The sequence below is a fragment of the Tenacibaculum sp. SSH1-16 genome, from assembly GCF_040104435.1.
In the GTDB taxonomy this organism is placed as follows: Bacteria; Bacteroidota; Bacteroidia; order Flavobacteriales; family Flavobacteriaceae; genus Polaribacter; species Polaribacter mesophilus.
This window is the reverse complement of sequence record NZ_JBECOV010000010.1, coordinates 66,850-89,443: the sequence shown is the minus strand read 5'-3', so window position 1 is coordinate 89,443 and position 22,594 is coordinate 66,850. Positions and strand designations below refer to the sequence as shown.

Annotated in this window: 22 protein-coding genes and 2 tRNA genes; 16 read left to right on the top strand and 8 right to left on the bottom strand. The window is 31.3% G+C overall.

From position 1 onward, the window contains the following. The first annotated feature begins 135 nt into the window (after positions 1-135). From purH to rodA, 6 genes are all read left to right on the top strand, one after another. Complete coding sequence (gene purH / locus ABMY20_RS12325; protein ID WP_349265415.1) at positions 136-1,662, top strand: bifunctional phosphoribosylaminoimidazolecarboxamide formyltransferase/IMP cyclohydrolase; 1,527 nt, start codon at positions 136-138, stop codon at positions 1,660-1,662. Positions 1,663-1,744: 82 nt separating this feature from the next. Then, on the top strand, positions 1,745-2,773 hold the full coding sequence (locus ABMY20_RS12320; RefSeq protein ID WP_047790403.1) for a rod shape-determining protein: 1,029 nt from the start codon (positions 1,745-1,747) through the stop codon (positions 2,771-2,773). 16 nt (positions 2,774-2,789) lie between these two features. After that, the gene (gene mreC / locus ABMY20_RS12315) at positions 2,790-3,617 is read left to right on the top strand and encodes a rod shape-determining protein MreC (RefSeq protein ID WP_349265414.1); all 828 of its coding nucleotides are present in this window, start codon (positions 2,790-2,792) and stop codon (positions 3,615-3,617) included. Then, positions 3,610-4,116 (top strand): rod shape-determining protein MreD, encoded by a 507-nt coding sequence (mreD, locus tag ABMY20_RS12310; protein WP_047790401.1) that lies wholly within the window; start codon positions 3,610-3,612, stop codon positions 4,114-4,116. Before mreC ends, mreD begins: the two co-directional genes overlap by 8 nt. Beyond that, positions 4,113-5,999, top strand: coding sequence for a penicillin-binding protein 2 (gene mrdA, locus ABMY20_RS12305; RefSeq protein ID WP_349265413.1), 1,887 nt, complete (start codon positions 4,113-4,115; stop codon positions 5,997-5,999). Before mreD ends, mrdA begins: the two co-directional genes overlap by 4 nt. Next, entirely contained in the window at positions 5,980-7,257 is a 1,278-nt protein-coding gene (gene rodA, locus ABMY20_RS12300; RefSeq protein WP_047790399.1) for a rod shape-determining protein RodA, read from the top strand. The genes mrdA and rodA overlap by 20 nt, the downstream gene beginning before the upstream one ends. A gap of 764 nt (positions 7,258-8,021) precedes the next feature. Here the strand turns inward: rodA and rpsT are convergent. From rpsT to proS, 4 genes are all read right to left on the bottom strand, one after another. Next, complete coding sequence (gene rpsT, locus ABMY20_RS12295; RefSeq protein ID WP_028891217.1) at positions 8,022-8,273, bottom strand: 30S ribosomal protein S20; 252 nt, start codon at positions 8,271-8,273, stop codon at positions 8,022-8,024. A gap of 34 nt (positions 8,274-8,307) precedes the next feature. Beyond that, positions 8,308-8,379 (bottom strand) — tRNA-Glu (locus tag ABMY20_RS12290). A 109-nt stretch (positions 8,380-8,488) separates the two neighbouring features. Next, positions 8,489-8,560 (bottom strand) — tRNA-Glu (locus ABMY20_RS12285). Between the two features lie 74 nt (positions 8,561-8,634). Further along, on the bottom strand, positions 8,635-10,113 hold the full coding sequence (gene proS / locus ABMY20_RS12280; protein WP_047790398.1) for a proline--tRNA ligase: 1,479 nt from the start codon (positions 10,111-10,113) through the stop codon (positions 8,635-8,637). Between the two features lie 145 nt (positions 10,114-10,258). Here proS and ABMY20_RS12275 point away from each other — a divergent pair, with 145 nt between their 5' ends. The 5 genes from ABMY20_RS12275 (at position 10,259) to ABMY20_RS12255 (ending at position 15,378) form a co-directional block, all read left to right on the top strand. Continuing rightward, positions 10,259-11,491 (top strand): hypothetical protein, encoded by a 1,233-nt coding sequence (locus ABMY20_RS12275; RefSeq protein ID WP_349265412.1) that lies wholly within the window; start codon positions 10,259-10,261, stop codon positions 11,489-11,491. Between the two features lie 46 nt (positions 11,492-11,537). Then, the gene (locus ABMY20_RS12270; protein ID WP_047790396.1) at positions 11,538-12,932 is read left to right on the top strand and encodes an outer membrane protein transport protein; all 1,395 of its coding nucleotides are present in this window, start codon (positions 11,538-11,540) and stop codon (positions 12,930-12,932) included. A 98-nt stretch (positions 12,933-13,030) separates the two neighbouring features. Beyond that, positions 13,031-13,924 carry a NifU family protein gene (locus ABMY20_RS12265; RefSeq protein WP_159495183.1) on the top strand — a complete coding sequence of 298 codons (894 nt, stop codon included), beginning with the start codon at positions 13,031-13,033 and terminating at the stop codon, positions 13,922-13,924. A 25-nt stretch (positions 13,925-13,949) separates the two neighbouring features. Then, complete coding sequence (gene ubiE, locus ABMY20_RS12260) at positions 13,950-14,678, top strand: bifunctional demethylmenaquinone methyltransferase/2-methoxy-6-polyprenyl-1,4-benzoquinol methylase UbiE (RefSeq protein WP_047790394.1); 729 nt, start codon at positions 13,950-13,952, stop codon at positions 14,676-14,678. 1 nt (position 14,679) lies between these two features. Then, positions 14,680-15,378, top strand: coding sequence for a porin family protein (locus tag ABMY20_RS12255; RefSeq protein WP_349265411.1), 699 nt, complete (start codon positions 14,680-14,682; stop codon positions 15,376-15,378). A gap of 332 nt (positions 15,379-15,710) precedes the next feature. On the opposite strand, the gene ABMY20_RS12250 is transcribed toward ABMY20_RS12255, so the two are convergent. Genes ABMY20_RS12250 through ABMY20_RS12240 form a run of 3 tightly spaced genes read right to left on the bottom strand, consistent with a single transcriptional unit; the run spans position 15,711 to position 17,344 of the window. Continuing rightward, entirely contained in the window at positions 15,711-16,538 is an 828-nt protein-coding gene (locus ABMY20_RS12250; RefSeq protein ID WP_047790392.1) for a hypothetical protein, read from the bottom strand. Between the two features lie 35 nt (positions 16,539-16,573). Continuing rightward, on the bottom strand, positions 16,574-16,768 hold the full coding sequence (locus ABMY20_RS12245; RefSeq protein ID WP_047790391.1) for a hypothetical protein: 195 nt from the start codon (positions 16,766-16,768) through the stop codon (positions 16,574-16,576). A 6-nt stretch (positions 16,769-16,774) separates the two neighbouring features. Then, positions 16,775-17,344: a sigma-70 family RNA polymerase sigma factor gene (locus ABMY20_RS12240; protein WP_159494737.1), complete on the bottom strand. Its 570-nt coding sequence runs from the start codon at positions 17,342-17,344 to the stop codon at positions 16,775-16,777. Between the two features lie 221 nt (positions 17,345-17,565). On the opposite strand from ABMY20_RS12240, the gene ABMY20_RS12235 reads away from it, so the two are divergent. Together ABMY20_RS12235 and rpe are read left to right on the top strand one after the other, a co-directional pair. Beyond that, positions 17,566-18,429, top strand: coding sequence for a sigma-70 family RNA polymerase sigma factor (locus ABMY20_RS12235; protein ID WP_028891227.1), 864 nt, complete (start codon positions 17,566-17,568; stop codon positions 18,427-18,429). A gap of 150 nt (positions 18,430-18,579) precedes the next feature. Beyond that, positions 18,580-19,236: a ribulose-phosphate 3-epimerase gene (gene rpe / locus ABMY20_RS12230; RefSeq protein WP_159494738.1), complete on the top strand. Its 657-nt coding sequence runs from the start codon at positions 18,580-18,582 to the stop codon at positions 19,234-19,236. A 398-nt stretch (positions 19,237-19,634) separates the two neighbouring features. Here rpe and ABMY20_RS12225 read toward each other — a convergent pair whose 3' ends face one another. Next, entirely contained in the window at positions 19,635-20,054 is a 420-nt protein-coding gene (locus ABMY20_RS12225) for a CBS domain-containing protein (protein WP_047790388.1), read from the bottom strand. 142 nt (positions 20,055-20,196) lie between these two features. Here ABMY20_RS12225 and ABMY20_RS12220 point away from each other — a divergent pair, with 142 nt between their 5' ends. The 3 genes from ABMY20_RS12220 (at position 20,197) to ABMY20_RS12210 (ending at position 22,593) form a co-directional block, all read left to right on the top strand. Continuing rightward, positions 20,197-20,829 (top strand): Crp/Fnr family transcriptional regulator, encoded by a 633-nt coding sequence (locus ABMY20_RS12220; protein ID WP_281980579.1) that lies wholly within the window; start codon positions 20,197-20,199, stop codon positions 20,827-20,829. A gap of 60 nt (positions 20,830-20,889) precedes the next feature. Continuing rightward, positions 20,890-21,189, top strand: a complete 300-nt coding sequence (trxA, locus tag ABMY20_RS12215) for a thioredoxin (RefSeq protein WP_159494739.1) — start codon at positions 20,890-20,892, stop codon at positions 21,187-21,189. A 75-nt stretch (positions 21,190-21,264) separates the two neighbouring features. Then, a complete protein-coding gene (locus tag ABMY20_RS12210) occupies positions 21,265-22,593 on the top strand; it encodes a cytochrome ubiquinol oxidase subunit I (RefSeq protein ID WP_349265410.1) in 1,329 nt (442 codons plus the stop codon). Position 22,594 lies beyond the last annotated feature (1 nt).

Genomic DNA, 22,594 nt, shown 5'->3' with positions numbered 1-22,594 from the left:
TTATATTTATAGTTTTGTTGTATTAAAACACCACCAAAGAATATTTTTGGTGGTGTTTTCAATCTTAAAAGCTAAAAAAATATTGTGTGTCGACTACTCTTTTACTAGCTTTGCAAGCTTAACAACACAACAACAATGAACAATATAAAAACTATTAAATCAGCGTTAATTTCTGTTTTTCACAAAGACGGATTAGAGCCTATTGTTAAAAAACTTAATAATCTAGGTGTTACTATATACTCTACGGGAGGTACTGAAAAATTCATCAAAGACTTAGGTGTTAATGTAGTACCTGTAGAAGATGTTACTTCGTATCCTTCTATCTTAGGAGGAAGAGTAAAAACGTTACACCCTAAAGTTTTTGGCGGCATCTTAAACAGACAAGATCACGAAGGCGATATTACTGAGATGGAAGAATATAACATTCCTCAGTTAGATTTAGTAATTGTAGATTTATACCCTTTTGAAAAAACAGTTGCTTCTGGAGCTTCAGAGCAAGACATTATTGAAAAAATTGATATCGGCGGGATTTCGTTAATCCGTGCAGCTGCAAAAAACTTTAAAGACACTGTTATTATTTCTTCAATGGAACAATATGAAGATTTCTTAACTATTATTTCAGAAAGCAACGGAGAAACTTCATTAAACGATAGAAAAAAGTTTGCTGCTAAGGCTTTTAATATCTCCTCTCATTATGACACTGCCATTTTCAATTATTTCAATGAAGATGAAGTTGTATATAAAGCTAGTGAAACTACATCTAAAGTATTACGTTATGGAGAAAACCCTCATCAAAAAGGTTTTTTCTTTGGCGATTTAGATGCTATGTTTGATAAGCTACATGGAAAAGAATTAAGCTATAATAACTTATTAGATGTTGATGCTGCTGTTAATTTAATAGAAGAGTTTAAAGATGAAGATCCAACATTTGCTATTTTAAAACATAACAATGCATGTGGTTTTGCTCAACGTAAAACAATTCATCAAGCTTATATAGACGCTTTAGCTGGTGACCCTGTTTCTGCGTTTGGAGGGATTTTAATTTCTAACACGAAAATTGATAAAGCCACTGCCGAAGAAATTCACAAATTATTCTGTGAAGTAGTTATTGCTCCTGCTTATGATGCTGATGCTTTAGAAATTTTAAAAGGTAAAAAGAATCGAGTAATATTGATTCAAAAAGAAATTGAATTACCTAAACAAACAGTTAGAACTGCTTTAAACGGAGTATTAGTTCAAGATAAAGATTATATTACAGACAAATTAGATGATTTAACTTACCCTACTAACAATAAACCATCAGAAAATGAGTTAGAGGATTTGTTATTTGCATCTAAACTATGTAAAAACACTAAGTCTAATACTATTATTTTAGTAAAGGACAAGCAATTATTAGCTGGGGGAACAGGTCAAACAAGTAGAGTTGATGCTTTAAGACAAGCTATTGAAAAAGCTAATAGTTTTAACTTTGACTTAAACGGAGCTGTTATGGCTAGTGATGCTTTTTTCCCTTTTCCTGACTGTGTAGAAATAGCAGATAAAGCAGGTATAAAAAGTGTAATTCAACCAGGGGGATCTATTAAAGACCAATTAAGTATTGATTATTGTAATGATAATAATGTAGCAATGGTTTTTACTGGAACTAGACATTTTAAACATTAATTATATTGAGTGTAAAATACCCACAGATTTTTATTAGATTTGTGAGAATACATTAAAATTAAATATAAATAACGAAATCTTTATGGGTTTTTTCGATTTCATGACAGAAGATATTGCAGTAGATTTAGGTACTGCAAATACACTTATAATCCACAATGGTAAGGTAGTTATTGACAACCCCTCTATTGTTGCTAGAAATAGGCTCACTGGTAAAATTATCGCTACAGGTCACGAAGCCAGTAGAATGCAAGGAAAAACCCATGAAAACATCAAAACTATACGCCCCTTAAAAGACGGTGTAATTGCTGATTTTCAAGCTTCTGAAGAAATGATCAAGGAATTTGTAAAACAAATTCCTGCTATAAAAAAGAGATTATTTCCACCATCATTACGAATGGTAATCTGTATTCCTTCTGGAATTACTGAAGTTGAAAAACGAGCAGTTATTGATTCTGGTCGTCACATGAATGCTAAGGAAATCTATTTGATTTACGAACCAATGGCAGCAGCTATTGGTGTTGGTGTTGATATAATGGAGCCTAAAGGAAACATGATTATTGATATAGGTGGTGGTACAACTGAAATTGCTGTTATAGCACTAGCTGGTATTGTCTGTGATCAATCAGTAAAAGTTGCTGGAGATTTATTTACCAGCGATATTATGTATTACATGCGTACGCAACACAATTTATATGTTGGGGAAACTACTGCCGAAAAAATAAAACTACAAATAGGTTCAGCTACAGAAGATTTAGACACACCTCCTGAAGACATGATGGTTCAAGGACGTGATTTATTAAGTGGAAAGCCTAAACAAATACAAGTTTCTTATCGTGAAATTGCAAAAGCTCTAGATAAATCAATTTTACGTATTGAAGATGCCGTAATGGAAACACTATCTAAAACACCTCCTGAATTAGCTGCTGATATTTACAATACAGGTATTTATTTAGCTGGGGGTGGATCAATGCTTAGAGGTTTAGATAAGCGTTTATCTAGAAAAACAGATTTACCAGTATATGTTGCTGAAGACCCGTTACGTGCTGTAGTTCGAGGAACAGGTATTGCACTTAAAAATTTAGAAAAATACAAAACTGTATTAATCAAATAAATTTGAATGATTATTTATGCAACAGCTTATTTATTTCTTACAGAAGTATAAGTATTTCTTATTTTTTCTATTCTTAGAAGTTATAGCTGTTGCATTAATCATTAACAACCATTCTTTTCATAAAAGTAAATTTATTAGCTCTACTAATTTCATTACAGGTGGGCTATATCAAAAATCATCTAACATATCGGAGTATCTTAACTTAAAAGAAACAAACTCTGTACTTGTTGAAGAAAACTTAGCGTTAAAAAATAAATTAGAAAAAATTAACACTTATCTTGATAGTGTTTCTGCTAATCAGATAATAGATACAATAAATCTCTATCAAAATTTCAACTACATTTCTGGAAAAATAATTAAGAACTCTTTTCACAAAGCTGACAACTTTTTAACAATTAACAGAGGTAAAAATTATAATGTTTTTCAAGAAATGGGAGTAATAAATAGCAAAGGGGTTATTGGTATTACTGACAATGTTTCTAATAAATTTGCTAGAGTACAATCTATTTTAAATTCAAAAAGCAATATCAACGCTAAGTTTAAAAATAACAATCATTACGGTACATTAACATGGGACGGTAAGGATTACAATATTGTACAACTAACCGACATTCCACGTCAGGCAGCTTTTAAAAAAGGTGATACTGTAGTTACTGGAGGAAGATCTACCATTTTTCCAAACGGGATACCTATTGGAACAGTCGTAAAAGTACCTGAAGAATTATCTGCGGTTAATAGTATAAACATTAAACTCTTTAACGATATGTCTAACTTAAGTCATGTTTATGTAATAACCAACCTAAATAAAAAAGAAATAAAAACTGTAGAAAATAACAATGAATAAAACAGTATACTTAATATTTTTATTCGTTTTCCTCTTGTTACTACAAGTGTTGATTCTAAATAATATTTTATTTTTAGGCTATGTAAACCCTTACATTTATATTGTTTTTATTTTTTTATTCCCTATTAAAGAAAACAGGTTTTCTCTTTTATTAGTAGCTTTTTTATTAGGTTTATGTGTAGATGCTTTTTCTAACTCTGGCGGAATTCATGCTTTTTCTACTGTATTTATGGCTTATATCCGTCTATTTGTTTTTAAGGCTGTTTTCAAAAAAACATCATCAGATTATCTGCTCTTTAACCTAAGACATGAATCTTTTGATAAAGTATTTAATTATACAGCAATTTTAACATTAGTTCACCACTTCATTTTATTTAGTTTAACTAACTTTAGCTTTTATAACATTTCAAATGTGCTTATCAATACACTTTTTTCTAGTGTTTTTACGTTACTGTTGTATTTTTTAGGAAGTTTTATATTTAGGAAAAAACTCACATGAAAAGAAGTTTCTTACTTATATTTTTAATTACTCTTATTGGAATTGTTTATATCTGTCGACTATTTCAATTACAAGTAGTACACGGAGGTGAACAAAGCCTAACCAATAGTGCTACCATAAAAATTGAATATGATTATCCTGAACGTGGTTATATTTATGATCGTAATGGAAAATTGTTAGTCGCTAATCAATTATCTTACGATGTAATGATTACTCCCAAAGAAGTAGAACCTTTAGACACTTTAGAATTCTGCTCTCTTTTAAAAATCGACAAGGAAGATTTTATAAAACGTTTTAAAAAAGCTGAAAACTATGCGCGATGGCTTCCTTCGGTATTTCTAAAACAACTAGCCAAAGAAGACTATGCTTTTTTACAAGAGAAACTACCTAAGTATAAAGGATTCTATATACAAAAACGTATTATCCGAAACTATCCTATAAAATCTGCAGCCAATGTACTCGGATTTATTAGCGAGGTAAACGAATATGTAGCTAAGAATAGTGATTACTACGAACAAGGAGAATTAATTGGTAAGCTTGGTGTTGAAAAACAATATGAGAAACAATTAAGAGGTATTAAAGGGAGAAAATACTTTAAAAGAAATAACCTAAATAAAATTACTGGTTCTTATAAAGATGGAAAATATGACACACTTGCTGTAGCTGGTAAAGATTTAACATTAACTATTGATAGTGAGTTACAACAATATGGAGAATTATTAATGTCTGGAAAAAGAGGAGGTATTGTTGCAATAGAACCTCAAACAGGCGAGATTTTAGCATTAGTAACCGCTCCTTCATATGACCCGAATTTATTAGTTGGAAGGCAACGCTCTCCTAACTCTGTAAAACTTTTTAACGACAGTATAAACATGCCAACTTTTGATAGAGGGCTGCAAGCAATGTATGCTCCTGGTTCGCCTTTCAAAATCCTAACCGGTTTAATTGGCTTACAAGAAGGTGTGATTGATGAAAACTCAGGCTTTTATTGTAATCACGGATATCGCTACGGTAAACGACCAAATGCTTTTATGGGATGCCACTGTAGAATTGTTGGACGACCTGTACGTCTAAAAACTGCTATTGCTAAATCTTGTAATACTTATTTTGCTAACACCTACAGGAAAATTATAGACAACTATGAAAACCCAACAATAGGAACTAATGCTTGGAGTGAACATGCAAAAAGCTTTGGGTTAGGTAACTATTTAGGTTACGATCTTCCTTCTGGTCAAAAAGGAAGAATACCAAATGGAAGATTTTACGACAGAAGTTACGATTTTAGATGGGGAGCTACTACAACAATTTCAAATGCCATTGGACAAGGTGAGGTAGAAACCACACCTATTCAGTTAGCAAACATGACTGCAGCTATTGCTAACAAGGGCTATTTTTACACCCCTCATATTGTTAAGAAAATTGAAGATAAACCTAATCTTGATTCAATATATACAACTCCTAGAAAAACAACAGTTTCCCCTGAACATTTCCCTATTGCTATTGAGGCAATGTATGAAACATTTACCAGAGGTACAGCTAGATATAGTCAAGTTAAGGGAATAGATATTTGTGGGAAAACAGGAACGGTTGAAAACTTTATTAGAGTAAATAAGAAAAAAGTTCAGTTAACAGATCACTCTATTTTTATAGCCTTTGCTCCAAAAGAAAACCCCAAAATAGCCATAGCTATTTTTGTAGAAAACGGAGGATATGGATCTACAATTGCGGCCCCTATTACCAGCTTACTAATTGAAAAATACTTAAACAAATCTATATCAAGAAAACATCTTGAAAACCGTATGATTAACCTAAGTCTTCAAGAAAGATATGACAATCAATTATTAATTCAAAAAAGCGATACTATTGCGACAGGAACGAAATAATATTTTTGCTGGAGTCGACTGGCTACTTGTTTTTCTCTATATACTATTAGTTGGTTTTGGATGGGTTAATATCTATGCTGCATCTTCTACAGAAGAATCGAGAGAAATTTTTGACTTTTCTACAAAATATGGCAAACAATTAATTTTTATAGGACTTAGTTTGCCAGTTATCATCTTCATCCTTTTTTTTAATTCAAAGTTTTACGAACAATTTTCCAGTGTTATGTACATTTTTTCTCTGGTTTTATTAGCTGGAGTACTTGTATTTGGTAAAAAAATTAATGGGGCTACTTCTTGGTATAATTTTGGAGGTATAGGATTGCAACCTTCTGAATTTGCAAAAGCTTTTACCGCACTAGCATTGGCTAAGCTAATGAGTGATCGTCAATACAATCTTAAACTAATAAAAAATCAGGCCAAAGCTTTTATAATTATCTTTTTACCAGCTTTTTTCATCGCATTACAACCCGACATGGGATCCGTACTAATATATTTCGCTTTCTTTTTTGTTTTAAACAGAGAAGGGCTTACGTTAGCATATATATTATTCGGAACAATTTCTATAATTCTATTCTTACTAACTATATATTTTGGAGCAAAGTGGGTTCTTATTTCATGTTTACTTGTAATAACACTTGTTGTTTTTTATGGAATCTATAGAAATAAGCGATTTTTTCGCTTCAATGTTATAAAAATAATTGGTTCTTACCTTTTTTCTATTTTTTTTATTTTGGGAATTAGTTATACTTATAATAATATATTAGGTCAACATCAAAAAGACAGGTTTGATATTTTATTAGGAAAAATACAAGACAACAAAGGTATTGGCTATAACTCTTATCAATCTGAAAAAACAATTAGTTCTGGTGGTTTTTCTGGAAAAGGCTTTTTGCAGGGAGATAGAACTCAAGGCAACTTTGTTCCTGAACAGCACACAGATTATATATATAGTACCGTTGGTGAAGAATGGGGCTTTTTAGGGAGTTCTCTTGTCATAGTTTTATTTATGTTTTTGCTCTATAGGATAATCTACTTATCAGAAACACAAACTAATAAATTTGCAAGAATATATGGCTATAGTGTAGCTTCTATTTTCTTTTTTCATATTATTGTTAATATTGGCATGGTAATAGGGCTACTACCTACTGTAGGAATACCACTACCCTTTTTTAGTTATGGAGGATCATCTTTATGGGGATTCACCTTACTTCTATTCATTTTCATTCGTTTAGATGCTCATAAAAAATATGATTGGTAAACAAATTAAAACCATCTTTTTAAACATTAAAAAGAGAAATTGTAGTCCTTTTTACTTACTTAAAGAATAAAAGTCAAATAATGGATCTCAAAAGTTGTTGTGGACTTGGATTTATAACATTATTTTTATTTCAAAACTGACTTTATTGGATTCATACAATTGATAGATTATAGGTTCTCTTATCTGAACCAACATTGATAACATAAAATAAACAAAAATGTACTTCTCCTTTATTTTGAGGAGAAGAATGATATTCCAAAATAACTTTCCTTTGAAAAACTTATTTCAAACGGTTCCAATAAAGAAGTCATAATTCAAACTTTCACTTTTCGTGTAAGCGTGTTTATTTACATATTAGGGACTAACGATAGATAGAAGAGATCATCTTAATAAATCGTGCATCAGAATTAGGATTTTGTAGTATAGGGAACTCATAGAAAAATAGAATTAGTTACTTTTTTAAAAGCACTTGTTTACCACATCAAGGATTACCACTCCATAGCAAATACGATAATTATTAATTATAATTTTATAAATAGGATTACCTAATGCTAGGACTAAATCTTTTAACACTAAAATAAAAGCGTTAAAAACATAATGTAGAGAGGTAAAAAAACAAAATTCTTCCTTTATAAATTAATAACAATCTTTGTATAAACACAATAATTGTGAGTGCTACTAAATGGCTCTTTGTATTTAATATAAAATAAAAACGCTTCGATAAAAATATCGAAGCGTTTAACTATTAACTAACCTTAAAACTCTTATAAAGCGGCAACATGCTTAGCCAATTTAGACTTTAAATTTGCTGCTTTATTCTTATGAATAATGTTGTTCTTTGCTAACTTATCTAACATAGACACAACAGTCGAAAACATTCCTTCTGCTTCCTTCTTATCTTCAGTAGCTCTTAATTTCCTAACAGCATTACGAGTTGTTTTATGCTGATACTTATTTCTTAAGCGCTTTGCTTCGTTACTTCTAATTCTCTTTAATGCTGACTTATGATTTGCCATTCTATTAATACGTTAATTGTTTATAAAAAACTTGTAGTCCGTACGGGAATCGAACCCGTGTTACCAGGATGAAAACCTGGCGTCCTAACCCCTAGACGAACGGACCAAAACAATCGTTCTGATTGCGGGTGCAAATATACAATTATTTTTGTTATCTGCAACTAAATTTATTTTTATTTTATTTATTTCAAAAAAAAACAAATAAAAAGAACTTGTAGTCCGTACGGGAATCGAACCCGTGTTACCAGGATGAAAACCTGGCGTCCTAACCCCTAGACGAACGGACCAAAACAATCTTTTTGCGATTGCGGGTGCAAATATAAAAACTGTTTTTTATTACACAAAGCTTTTTTTTATTTTTTTAATATGCTTTTGCAAAAAGTACTCTTTTTGTTGATGGTTTTCCTGTTAACACACATACTCCATTCTCTTCTTTTACATCATTAGGAATACATCTTATTGTAGCTTTTGTTAACTCCTTTATCTTATCTTCTGTTTCAATTGTACCATCCCAATGTGCTGATACAAACCCTCCTTTATTTTCTATCACATCTTTAAACTCTTCAAAAGAGTTTACTTCCGTAATATGATCGTTTCTGTAAATTAATGCTCTATTATATAAGTTCTTTTGAATTTCTTCTAATAAATTAGCTACAATATCTACCACCTCATCTCTAGAAACTGTTTGTTTCTCAAAAGTATCACGACGCGCTACTTCTACTGTTCCATTTTCTAAATCTCTTTTTCCCATTGCAACTCGTACGGGAACACCTTTTAATTCATACTCAGCAAACTTAGCACCTGGTCTAAAAGTGTCTCTATCGTCAAATTTTACTGATATTCCTTTAGCTCGTAATTCTTTTACAATTACATCTACTTTTTCAGAAATAGCATTCAATTGCTCTTCACCTTTATATATAGGCACAATCACCACTTGAATTGGCGCTAACTTTGGAGGCAACACTAAACCAGCATCATCAGAGTGTGTCATTATCAATCCACCTATTAAACGTGTTGATACCCCCCAAGAAGTAGCCCATACATATTCTTGCTTTCCTTCTTTCGAGGTATACTTTACGTCAAATGCCTTAGCAAAATTTTGCCCTAAAAAGTGTGAAGTTCCAGCTTGTAATGCTTTACCATCTTGCATTAAAGCTTCTATTGTTAAGGTATCATCTGCCCCAGCAAAACGTTCACTCTCACTTTTAGCTCCTTTAACAACAGGCATTGCCATAAAGTTCTCAGCAAAAGTTGCATACACCTCTTGCATTTGCTTTGCTTCAGCTATTGCTTCTGCCTTTGTTGCATGTGCTGTGTGACCTTCTTGCCATAAAAACTCAGCAGTACGTAAGAATAAACGTGTACGCATTTCCCATCTTACAACATTTGCCCATTGATTTACTAGCAATGGTAAATCTCTGTGTGATTGAATCCATCCTTTATAAGTATTCCAAATAATTGCTTCAGATGTCGGTCGAACGACTAACTCTTCTTCCAATTTAGCCTCAGGATCTACACGTAGCTTTCCTTCATTATCTGGGTCATTTTGTAATCGGTAATGTGTAACTACCGCACATTCTTTTGCAAATCCTTCAGCATTCTTTTCTTCTGCTTCAAACAAACTTTTGGGCACAAAAAGAGGAAAATAAGCATTTTGATGTCCTGTTTCTTTAAACATTCTATCTAATTCTTTTTGCATGTTCTCCCAAATTGCAAATCCGTAGGGCTTAATTACCATGCAACCTCTTACTGCTGAATTCTCAGCTAAATCAGCTTTTACAATCAATTCGTTATACCATTTAGAGTAATCTTCGGCTCTTTTTGTTAAATGTTTGCTCATAATCAAAAGTTTGGCATAAATATTGTTATTTTTTATGCGTAAATTGTATCTGCAAAACTACATTAAAAAGGTAACAAGCCCAACAAAGAACTAATTTTTTGCAGCTCATAAAAAAACAATTTACTTTAACATAAAATAAAAAGTCATGAAGCTACATTACACCAAAACCAAACTCTCTTTTTATACCTTATCATTTTTGATAGCAGCTACCTTTATATCTTGTGGTTCTGCGCAAACGGTTACTGGTAGTGATGACGGTATTTATGCTGATGAAATAGAACAACCACAACGTAAAGTAGTTGTTACTGATGATCGTGCATATGATAAATATCAAGAAAATTATTTTACCAAAGAAGTGGAACGTTTAGACGCTTTAAATGGTACTGATATTTTTACTGATATAGAAAATTATAAGTCTGAAAACGATGATTCTTATAATGATGAAGATATTATTTATGAAGAAGAACCTGAAACAAGAATTACATACAATGGTAATGAACCATGGGGTTATTCTGACAATAATGATGTAGTTATAAATATTAATACTTATCCAAGATGGGGTTATTACAACGATTGGTATTGGAATTATGGCTATGATTATTACAGACCTTGGTGGAGGCCTCGTTACTATGGTGGTTGGGCATATAACTCTCACTGGCACCCTTACCACTGGAACTCTGGGTTTTATGTAGGTTTAGGAGGAGGTTTCTATAACTCTTACTGGAACTCTCCGTATTACAGGTACAACCATTACAGACCATATAGATACTATAATAATCGCTATTATAGACGTCCTTACAGAGGTGCCAACTACTATAGAAGTCACAGAACTGCAACAACTTCTAGAAGAGGTTATACTACAGGTCGTAGAGGAACTACCACTTCTAGACGCTCTTCTGATGTTTACAGAAGAAGTGATAGTAGAACTTATCGTAACAACAGAAATACTCGTTCTACAAGAAATACGAGAAGCTATAATACTAGAAGAGGAAGCAACTCTAACAATAGAAGTATAAAACGATCAACTAGAACAAGAAGTTATAATTCTAACGGTAGTAGATCTACCCGTAGTTATAGAAGTACGCCTCGCTCAACAAGGAGTTCAAGAGGATATTCTACTAGAAATCATAGAGCTTCTAATAATGACGGTGTTCGTAAATCTTCATCAGTTAGAAACTCTAGAAGCTATACCAAGAGAAACCAATATTCTAATAGATCTGTTAGAAAGTCATATTCTCCAAGAAATTCTAAAAGTTATTCAAAACCTTCTAGAAATTCTCGTAGTTACTCTGCTCCATCAAGAAGTACAAGAAGTTCTTCTTCTACCAGAAGCTCAAGAGGAAGTAACAGAAGCTCATCAAGAAGCTCTAGAAGATAATCTTGCATCAAAATTTCAAGATAAGTTTTAACGAATTAATGAAAAAATGAAAAGAATTTTAACTTTCGCGATAATTATCGCTAGTACGTATACTGCCTACTCGCAATCTTTGGGTTACAATGATTTAGGAATCTTATTTTCAAGAGACAATAATTATGGAACTGCTCGTTTTGAAGCAATGAGTGGAGCCTTTGGAGCATTAGGTGGAGACATATCTTCTTTTGGTATTAACCCAGCTGGTAGTGCCGTTGCCATTAAAAGTACTTTTGGAGTAACTTTAGGTAATAGAAACACTACATATACAGCTAAGTATTACGGAAACACAACAGAAACAGAAGATGATTTTTTTAACATTACCCAAGCTGGTGGTATTTTATCTTTTGACTCTGCTCATAACTCTGACTGGAACCGTTTTGCATTAACCTTTAACTATAGATTAAAAAGTGATTTTGAAGGTTTGTTTTCTTCACAAGGTAATAGTGGTCAGGCATTATTCAATGAACATCCTGATGATATTACCAATCAGTACGACAATGGACAAGAACAACGTTTTTTTAATTCTACCTACGGAGAGAGTAGCATTTTTGAGATGGGATTCTCTGCTGTACATCTAAACAAATTATATGCAGGAGCTAGTATAAAGTTTCATAACTTAAGCTTTGGTCAAGTTACAGAACTTAGAGAAGTTAATGAAGATAATAATGGTAACACATTAAACGCTTTTAATGTTCAAGATAGTTACTTTGAAGGTAGCGGAGTATCTTTTAGTGCTGGTTTTATTTACAAAGTAAATCAAAGCTTCCGTTTCGGGTTAGCTTATGAGACTCCAACATGGTATAATGAAGTTTTTGAAGACAGCAACTTAAACGTCTTCGACCCGAATGACTCTAGATATGATGATTGGATAGGTTACACTGAAATTTCAGCAACAAACCAAAATACCGATGTTAACAGTGGCGAAGAATTTAACTCAAACATTTTCAGACTAAGAACACCAAGTAAACTTACAGCCAGTGCAGCATTTGTTTTTGGTAAACAGGGTTTAATAAGTGCTGACTATACTTATAAAGATTACAGTGGCACAAAATATAGAGAGAACGCCCCTTATTTTATAGAAACTAATCAAAACTTTGATAATGATTTCAAAGGTACTCATTCCTTAAACATTGGTACTGAGTGGCGTTTTGACAAAATGAGTGTTCGTGGTGGTTATCATTATGAAGAAAGCCCTTATAAAAATGCTCTAGACGGTGATAATATTTCTGGATTTTCATTAGGACTTGGTTATAATTTCGGAAACGTTAAGTTTGATTTATCATATACTAACTCAGAAAACAACAGTCCGTACCATATTTATAACTCAACTGCTGTAAATGTAGATCCTATTGAATTAACAACCGATACTTCTAGAATCTCTGGAACAATTACTTTTAGTTTATAATTCATAAAAAACATATATAAAAAGTCCTGCTATAGCAGGACTTTTTATATATACATATCTCAGTTTTTTACCGTAATTTTGCTTCTTATTTACAACTTATGAGTTCAATAAAAATAAACATACAAGAAACTAATAACGAAACCATTCTAAAATTTGTTAGTAACAAAATATTAGTAAACGGTGGTAGTTATGAATATAATAATATAGACGAGGCTAAAAACTCTCCGTTAGCACAACAGCTATTTTATCTTCCTTTTGTAAAGAAGGTATTAGTTACAGCTAACTTCATTGCTATTCAACGATACGATATTGTTGAATGGAGCGATGTTGAAGAAGAGGTTCGCGAGCAAATAGAAGCTTACATCCAAGATGGTAATTCTGTAGTAAAAGAAGAAACTACCAAAAAAGATGCTGTTGAAGTATATGCTGAAGTTACACCAAACCCTGCTGTAATGAAATTTGGAACCAACAAAGCTTTAACACAAACTGATGTTGAGTATACAAATATTGAAGAAGCAAGCAAATCTTCTCCTTTAGCACAAGCATTATTTAGTTTTCCTTTTGTAAAAGAGATTTTTATTTCTGAAAACTACATTTCAATCACCAAATACGACATGATTGATTGGAATGAAGTATACCAAGAAGTACGTACTTTTATTCGTAGTTATATACAGGAAGGCAAAAAAATTATATCTGAATTACCAAAACAGCAAACTAAGCAAAACGTTGAAGTTCCTAAAGAGAATTTAACCGATACTGAAGCTAAAATTGTTGATATTTTGGATGAATATATAAAGCCTGCCGTAGCCTCTGATGGCGGTAATATTGCTTTTCAAGCATATGATGCTGATAGCAAAAGAGTAAGCGTTATTTTACAAGGAGCTTGTAGTGGCTGTCCATCATCAACAGTAACATTAAAAAACGGTATTGAAACTATGCTTAAAGAAATGTTACCTAATCAAATTAATGAAGTAGTTGCCATTAATGGGTAATTTACCGTAAACCTAACAAAAACATATGTCTGAAAAGATTAAACCATATAAAGATTCTGAATTAGGAAAGAAAGAGCAAGTAGCTCAAATGTTTGACAATATTTCTGAAGATTACGACGGCTTAAACCGTGTAATTTCTTTAGGAATTGATGTTAGCTGGCGTAAAAAAGTAGTAAAATTAGTAGGAGAAAATAAACCTCAACAAATTTTAGATATTGCTACTGGTACAGGTGATTTAGCCTTAATGATGTCTAAATTAAACCCTGAAAGAATTGTAGGATTAGATATTTCTGAAGGAATGCTACAAGTAGGAAGACATAAAATAGCCAAAGCTGATTTATCTAATAAAATTAAAATGATTGTTGGAGATAGTGAAAACATTCCTTTTCCTGATAATACCTTTGATGCAATTACTGTTTCTTTTGGTGTTAGAAACTTTGAAAACTTAGATAAAGGCTTAACCGAAATATTACGTGTATTAAAACCTGGAGGTAAGTTTGTTGTATTAGAAACCTCAAATCCTACCAAGTTTCCTTTCAAACAAGGATATAAATTGTATACTAATTATATTTTACCTATTATTGGTAAACTCTTTTCAAAAGACAAGGTTGCTTACTCTTATTTATCAAAAACAGCAAATTCCTTCCCTTTTGGAAAGGCTTTCAACAATATTTTACAAAAAAACGGGTTTAAGAATGCAAAGAATATACCTGTAACGTTTGGTGTTGCATCAATTTATACCGCTTTAAAATAATATGTTAAAAAAGCTTTTACTTTTCGGAATTTTAGTAACGTCGTTTTCCACACAAGCGCAAAAAGAAAAAATATTGAAACTTCCTAGTTTTGACAAACCTCTTTTTCACTATGGTTTTTACTTAGGAGCTAATAATAATGGTTATAAAATTTCTTATGCTCCAAGTGATTTTGATAATGCTGAAATCGAAGTAGAGTCCTCTATTGGTTTTAATGTAGGTTTAATTGCTGACTTAAGGTTACATAATAATATTAACCTACGTTTTGAACCTGGTTTAATGTCTAACACCAAAACATTACGTTTTAAACATATATCTGGAGCAGAAAACGAAAAAACACGTGAGGTTGGAGCCACATACTTACACTTACCACTACTGTTAAAATTTAGCACAAACAGGCTTAATAATATGAGACCTTATGTAATTGGAGGAGTTTCATACGATCATAACTTTTCAAGTAATGAAAAAAACAGTGATGATAATTTTGCTGGAGAATTTAGAACATCAACCACTAATTTCATGTACGAAGTAGGTATTGGTGTTGATTTTTACTTAAGTTATTTTAAATTCTCACCTTCTATAAGAGGGGTTTTTGCCATAAATAATGAGGCTATATACGATAACAAATCTCCTAGTCAATGGACAGACCCAATTAATTTCTTAGGAACTAGAGGAGTGTTTTTGCACTTAGCTTTTGAATAAGATTTCTTAAACATATATTCACAATAAAAAAAGGCTTTCTAAATTAGAAAGCCTTTTTAAGTTTAAAAATAATATGAAGTCCCCCGAAATCCTATTACTCTTTATTACTTAGACACAAAAAATTTTATTTGGTCACTTATTTTATAAATTATTTAATAATTTATTCAAAAACACAATAGATGTAAATGATTTATTTAAATTTTAAAATAAAAAAAGCCGCAAAAAGCGGCTTTTCATAAAGATTTCTCTTTATCAATCGGATAGAAGTCCCCCGAAATCTATCGTACTGTTAAAAACATTGTTTTTAGCGTTTTCAAAGATATAAAAAAATGTTAATTTTTATTATTTTTTATAACTATTTTATTGTCAACTACATTTTTAATTGGTAATATAACCTTTCCTGTATCTGTATTAATCGTAATACAAATATTATCTATTGCCACAACAACACCTTCTACTTCATCTATTATAACTTTTTCTCCTATTGATATATTCTTTCTTGAATAATAGCCAAAAAGTAATCTAGCAACAGCATCTCTAGCTCCAAAACCAAAAGCTAAAGTAAACGCTAGTAGTACAGAACCTATTAGTAATGTTAAATTACTTTTTATTACTGATGTGTCTACACCTGCTTGATCAAGAGCTGTTATAGATAAAAATATTACAATTAAATAAAAAGCAATATTTCCTACTAAATTTCCACCTGAAATTTCAAGAGACTTAAACATGGTTTGAATGGCTTTTTTTACCATTGTTCCTAAATATGCACCTGCCACAAAAATACCTACAGCTGTTAGTAGTTTTGGCAAATAAGCAAAAAAGCTTTTTATCCCATCAGAAACGACATTCATACCAAATACCTCTGCCCCAACCATTACAAAAATGAAAATTAAAAACCACTTTAAAACAGCTAAAATCACATTAGTTAAAACAATATTAATGGTACTGTTCCCAAAAATCTCTGTTTTGTTGAGTTTTTTAGACCATTCATCTATTTTAGTTTTTGATAAAGCCTTTCTAACAATGTATAGAAATACTTTTATTGCCAGCCAAGAAACAATTACAAAAAGAATAAACATCGCTACAGTTGGTAATGTTTTAGCTATGTCTTGAAAAAGATTTAAAAAGGGGGCTAAAATATCTATTTGTAGAGTAATCATAATTTTTTGTAGTTAGAGTAGTTAAAATTTAGTTTTTAATCTTTTTTAGATTCGTTTTTGTTATGCGAACTGCTACTAAGCAAATCTACAATAGTACTCGGATATTTCACAACAAATAAATCTGCTATATCAATTGATAGCTTTATCATTGCTACATCATTAAGCACTTTATCTTTTAGCACTTCCGGTAACTCCTCGTTATGTAATATTTGTTTAAATGGATTATCCATAATTTATTACAGTTCGTTATACGCTTTCACTACTTTATCTTTAGCCCTTTTCAATCGCATCTTAACTGCACTTTCTCCTAAATCTAAACCTATAGAAATATCTTTAATACTCATATCATCCTGATACTTCATTAACAAGATCATTTTCTCTGAAGGAGAAATTATTTCAAGTGCTTTAGCTAGTTTATCTGATTTTAATTCAAATAGTGTAGCGTCTTCAATATCATCAATATTGCTTTCTTCTCTTATTTCATCAGTCACTAAGGTAACTTTTTCTTTTTTTTTCTCTTTGTTTCTTTGCACGTAATTAACACAAAAATTATACGTAAAAGAATACAACCAAGTAGAGAATTTAGATTTCCCTTTAAAAGTTCTCAATTTAACAAATAATCGTATAAAAACATCGTGTGTTAAATCTTGTGCCTCTTCTTTACTTTTAGAAAAACTATAACACTTATTATACACCACACCTGCGTAACGGTCGTATAAAATAGCAAACAAATGAGTATCATTTTTTTCTACTATTTTACGAACCAAATCTTCGTCGTTTATTTTCTTTACATCAATACTCTCCAAGGGGCAGTATAGTTAGTTTTTCCTTCTTAGTTACGAATAAATTTAGACACTACTTTAATAGTATGGTCACTTTAAAAAACATTAATACAATTTGTTTTAACATTTATTTAACAAATAGACGATTTTTTTTAAGAAACACAAAAATTTTGTAACATTATTGCAACCTCTTACGTATAAGTTAATGCAGAGTGATTGATAAATTAAAAATATATTTGAAGTAGATGAGACAACTTAAAATTACAAAACAGGTTACCAACAGAGAAACAGCCTCTTTAGACAAATACTTACAAGAAATTGGAAAAGTAGATTTAATTACTGCTGATGAAGAAGTAGAATTAGCGCAAAGAATTAAAGCTGGTGACCAAAGAGCTCTTGAAAAACTAACCAAGGCTAACTTACGTTTTGTGGTATCGGTTGCAAAACAATACCAAAATCAAGGATTAACACTTCCTGATTTAATTAATGAAGGAAATTTAGGTTTAATTAAAGCCGCTAAACGTTTTGATGAAACTCGTGGTTTTAAATTCATCTCTTATGCAGTATGGTGGATTCGTCAATCTATTTTACAAGCATTAGCTGAACAATCTCGTATTGTTCGCCTACCTTTAAACAAAATTGGTTCTATTAATAAAATTAATAAAATGTATGCTTTCTTAGAGCAAGAAAATGAGCGCCCACCAAGTGCTGAGGAAATTGCTAAGAAACTAGACATGACTGTTAATGATGTTAAAGAGTCTATGAAAAACTCTGGACGTCATGTATCAATGGATGCTCCTTTGATTGAAGGTGAAGATTCTAATTTATATGATGTATTAAACTCAGGTGAATCACCAAACCCTGACAAAACATTATTACATGAATCTTTACGTATTGAAATTAACCGCGCACTAGAAACATTAACTCCACGTGAGGCTGATGTTGTAAAATTATACTTTGGTTTAGGAGAGCATCAACCAATGACTTTAGAAGAAATAGGTGAAACATTTGATTTAACTCGTGAACGTGTACGTCAAATCAAAGAAAAAGCCATCAGAAGATTAAAACACACATCTCGTAGTAAGATTTTAATGACTTACTTAGGTTAATAACATAAACAACAACAAATAGTTATCGTAACTATTCGTTTTTTGATTAATGAATGAAAGCTCTCTAATTAGAGAGCTTTCTTTTTCATTTTAATGCCCTTAGTTTTAACTATATTTGCACATAATAACAACACAACAACTTATATATTAATGGAAAAACTTGTAGCCCCATCAATTTTAGCGGCTGATTTTGGAAATCTTCAACGTGATGTTGAAATGGTAAATGATAGTAAAGCAGATTGGTTTCATATTGACATTATGGACGGTGTTTTTGTACCAAATATTTCTTTTGGAATGCCTGTTTTAAAATCAATTACAAAACACGCTAATAAAACTATTGATGTGCACTTAATGATTGTAGACCCTGATCGTTACATTCAAACTTTTGCTGATTTAGGCGCCGACATTTTAACAGTACATTACGAGGCTTGTACACATTTACACAGAACAGTTCAAGCAATAAAAGCAGCTGGTATGAAAGCAGGAGTAGCTTTAAATCCGCATACACCAATTGCAGTTTTAGAAGATATTATAAAGGACTTAGATGTGGTTTGTATTATGAGTGTTAACCCTGGGTTTGGAGGGCAATCATTCATTGAAAATACGTACAAAAAAATTCAACAGTTAAAGAACTTGATTGAATTTAGTGAAGCTTCTACTCTAATTGAAATTGATGGTGGTGTAACTGATCAAAACGCTAATAAACTTGTAGAGGTAGGTGCTAATGTATTAGTTGCTGGCAGTTTTGTTTTCAAAAGTGACAACCCAACCGAAACAATTGAAAATTTAAAAACTATTATAAATTAAAAGTCAAAGCGTATTTAGAAACGAATCTAAGTACGCTTTTGATTTAACAGCCCTTTAATCCCTTAAAAGGTACTATAAATATAATATAGACAATATTAATGTAATCTTTTTGAGGTTAACTTATTCCCCCCCACAAATAACATCATTCATACAAACATAGCCTCGAGGAAGTGGTTCACAGCTATGACACAAAACGTAAATCCATCCTCCATTAATTGATTTTTGTTCTGCTTTATTTAAAGCAATACCTAGGTTTGAAATGTTTTTAAACATAATAAAGTGTTTTAAGTTTCTCAAAAATAAATTCTAGAAAACAATTTAACTCACAAAAAACCATAATAAAAGTATGGTTTTATCGTAAAATTAAACTTTTCACACGGCTTATATTGAAGAAAAAGCTAAAACTGCTCTAATAAGTAATAAATTAAATCCGTGGTAGTTACAATCCCGACTAATTCATTATCATCAACAACTGGCAAAGCATGAAACTCTTTTTTAGCTAGAATTTCTGCTACCTCTTTAATTGTAGTACTAGAATTTACAGTTTCTAAGTTTTTTGCCATTACTTGATCTATTGTAAACATATTGTACACCACAGTATCAACATCAGTTTCATTTTCATCAATTGCATCTGCAAAACTTATTCGTAAAAGGTCTGTATAACTTAACATTCCTTTTATTTCATTTCCGCTAACTACCGGAATATGTCTTATATGTTCTTTTTTAAATATTTTTTCTGCTGTCATTAAATCATCAGTACTACTTAATGTAATTACATCTTTAGTCATTATTACTGAAACTGGTGTTCTTTTTTTCATTTTAGTAAAGTTTTGTGTTATTATCTACTTCAAATTTCAGTAATAAAAACAAGTATAAACCTGATTAAAATCATAGATTATCATCTATTTTATTTCTATCTAAAATGTAATTATTTAACTATTTTTACAAAAACATTTTATCTTGATAGAAGATTTACAGAAATACTATGGTTATTTATTTGAAGAAGCATTATTAAAAGAAATAACTGATGTTGCAATAGCTAAAGAATTTAAAGCCAATGAAGTTATTATTGATATTGGAAGCTACATTACTTCTATTCCTTTGTTATTAAGTGGTGCTATAAAAATTTTGCGTGAAGATAAAGAGGGAGACGACTTAGTCTTATATTATATTGAAAAAGGTGATACTTGCGCTATGACACTTTCATGTTGTATGGGACAGACTAAAAGTAAAATTAAAGCCGTGGCTGAAACTGATGTAAAGCTATTAATGATTCCTAAACAAAAAATGAGTGAATGGCTTAGTAAATATAAAAGCTGGCAAGAATTCATCTTACATAGTTATCACAGCAGATTACAAGAGTTTATTGATGCTATTGATACTATTGCTTTTCTAAACATGGATGAACGTTTATTAAAATACCTAAAAGACAAAGCCTTAGTGAATCAAAATGAAACAATTAGCGTAACACACCAACAAATAGCTAACGATTTACACACTTCTAGAGTGGTTATTTCAAGACTTTTAAAAGCCTTAGAAAAACAAGATAAAATAGAACTAAATAGAAATAAAGTTAAAGTGTTAGAACTTTAACCCTGTAACATAAGTTACATTTATTACAAGAGAATCGTTTTACCTTTATAGTAAAAAACGATGGGTAAATTTTCTAAAATAATTAAAGGCAACAAACCTGTTTTGATTGATTTCTTTGCCGAATGGTGCGGTCCATGTAAAATGATGGCTCCTATATTAAAAGAAGTAAAAAAAGATTTAGGAGAAAATGTTATTATTTTAAAAATAGACGTTGATAAAAATCAACAAATAGCCAATACCTACCAAATTAAGGGAGTTCCTACCTTTATGCTTTTTAAAGAAAGGAAGCTATTATGGAGACAATCTGGGATGTTACACAAGGATGATTTGATTCAAATTATTAATAGTCATGTGAAATAATATCATTATTTTTATTCCACCTTATTGCTACTAAAAAAACGTTCTTATTTAATAACCTCATAAACAATCTTCGGTATGGAAGACATGCTCTTTTATGATAGAATGCAGTTTGCTTTCACTATTACTTTTCACTACTTATTTCCACAATTAACAATGGGACTATCGTTAATGATAGTTTTTTTCAAATGGAAATTTTTAAGGACTAAAATTGAAAAATACAACGATGCTGCTAAGTTTTGGATGAAAATTTTTGCTTTAAATTTTGCTATGGGAGTTGTTACTGGAATACCTATGGAATTTCAATTTGGAACTAACTGGGCTAAGTTCTCCGAGCTTACTGGTGGTATTATAGGTCAAACATTAGCTATGGAAGGAATGTTTTCTTTCTTTTTAGAATCTTCCTTTTTAGGGCTGTTTTTATTTGGAGAGAAAAAACTAGGACATAAGCTTCATTTTTTAACTGGATTCCTTGTCTTTTTAGGCTCTTGGGCGAGTGGTTTTCTAATTATAGCTACACATTCTTGGATGCAAAATCCTGTAGGATATGAAATACTAGCCAATGGTAAATTTGTACTAAATAACTTTTCAGCCTTGTTCTCAAACCCATGGTTATGGCCTTCTTATTTGCACAATCAGGCTGCTTCCTTGGTAACGAGTTCTTTCGTAGTAGCTGGCATTGGAGCTCTTTATCTTTTAAATAAAAAACACGTAGAATTTGGAAAATTATTTTTAAAAACTGGAGTTGTTTTTGGAGTTATAGCATCTATCTTAGTTGCTTTTCCTACAGGCGATTTAGCCGCTAAAAATGTCGTCAAATATCAGCCTATAACCTTTGCTGCTATGGAGGGTATATTTGAAACAGAAAAAGGAGGCTCTGAAATAGTGCTGATTGGACAACCAAATATGCTGGAGAAAAAACTAGACAATAAAATAGCCGTCCCTAACATCTTAAGCTTTTTAACCTACCAAGAATGGAATACTGAGATTAAAGGACTCAATGAATTTGATGAAAAAAACTACCCAACAAATATACCTGGACTATATTATGCATATCATATAATGGTAGGTTTAGGAACTATTTTTATTGCATTAATGTTAGCTAGCATTGTACAGTTATTCAGAAAAAAATTATATCAAACAAAATGGATTTTATGGTCTTTACTCTTCATGATTCCATTTCCATATATTGCCAATACTACTGGCTGGTATACCGCTGAATTAGGACGCCAACCTTGGTTAGTTTATAACTTATTACGAACATCCGCTGGAGCATCTCCTACAGTATCTTCAGGAAACACTTTATTTACTCTTTTAGGGTTTATAGGTTTATACTTACTATTAGGAATGTTATTTCTAATTTTAGTAGGAAAAATCATTAACAAAGGACCTCAAACAACACATTAAA

Bases quoted from the DNA above. Each gene is read 5' to 3' on its own strand.
- ABMY20_RS12245 (WP_047790391.1), bottom strand. From the start codon at position 16,768: ATGGATAATCCATTTAAACAAATATTACATAACGAGGAGTTACCGGAA.
- rpsT (WP_028891217.1), bottom strand. From the start codon at position 8,273: ATGGCAAATCATAAGTCAGCATTAAAGAGAATTAGAAGTAACGAAGCA.
- ABMY20_RS12255 (WP_349265411.1), top strand. From the start codon at position 14,680: ATGTTAAAAAAGCTTTTACTTTTCGGAATTTTAGTAACGTCGTTTTCC.
- trxA (WP_159494739.1), top strand. From the start codon at position 20,890: ATGGGTAAATTTTCTAAAATAATTAAAGGCAACAAACCTGTTTTGATT.
- ABMY20_RS12320 (WP_047790403.1), top strand. From the start codon at position 1,745: ATGGGTTTTTTCGATTTCATGACAGAAGATATTGCAGTAGATTTAGGT.
- rpe (WP_159494738.1), top strand. From the start codon at position 18,580: ATGGAAAAACTTGTAGCCCCATCAATTTTAGCGGCTGATTTTGGAAAT.
- purH (WP_349265415.1), top strand. From the start codon at position 136: ATGAACAATATAAAAACTATTAAATCAGCGTTAATTTCTGTTTTTCAC.
- ABMY20_RS12270 (WP_047790396.1), top strand. From the start codon at position 11,538: ATGAAAAGAATTTTAACTTTCGCGATAATTATCGCTAGTACGTATACT.
- proS (WP_047790398.1), bottom strand. From the start codon at position 10,113: ATGAGCAAACATTTAACAAAAAGAGCCGAAGATTACTCTAAATGGTAT.
- mrdA (WP_349265413.1), top strand. From the start codon at position 4,113: ATGAAAAGAAGTTTCTTACTTATATTTTTAATTACTCTTATTGGAATT.
- ABMY20_RS12250 (WP_047790392.1), bottom strand. From the start codon at position 16,538: ATGATTACTCTACAAATAGATATTTTAGCCCCCTTTTTAAATCTTTTT.
- ABMY20_RS12210 (WP_349265410.1), top strand. From the start codon at position 21,265: ATGGAAGACATGCTCTTTTATGATAGAATGCAGTTTGCTTTCACTATT.
- ABMY20_RS12265 (WP_159495183.1), top strand. From the start codon at position 13,031: ATGAGTTCAATAAAAATAAACATACAAGAAACTAATAACGAAACCATT.
- ABMY20_RS12275 (WP_349265412.1), top strand. From the start codon at position 10,259: ATGAAGCTACATTACACCAAAACCAAACTCTCTTTTTATACCTTATCA.
- mreD (WP_047790401.1), top strand. From the start codon at position 3,610: ATGAATAAAACAGTATACTTAATATTTTTATTCGTTTTCCTCTTGTTA.
- ubiE (WP_047790394.1), top strand. From the start codon at position 13,950: ATGTCTGAAAAGATTAAACCATATAAAGATTCTGAATTAGGAAAGAAA.
- ABMY20_RS12225 (WP_047790388.1), bottom strand. From the start codon at position 20,054: ATGAAAAAAAGAACACCAGTTTCAGTAATAATGACTAAAGATGTAATT.
- ABMY20_RS12235 (WP_028891227.1), top strand. From the start codon at position 17,566: ATGAGACAACTTAAAATTACAAAACAGGTTACCAACAGAGAAACAGCC.
- mreC (WP_349265414.1), top strand. From the start codon at position 2,790: ATGCAACAGCTTATTTATTTCTTACAGAAGTATAAGTATTTCTTATTT.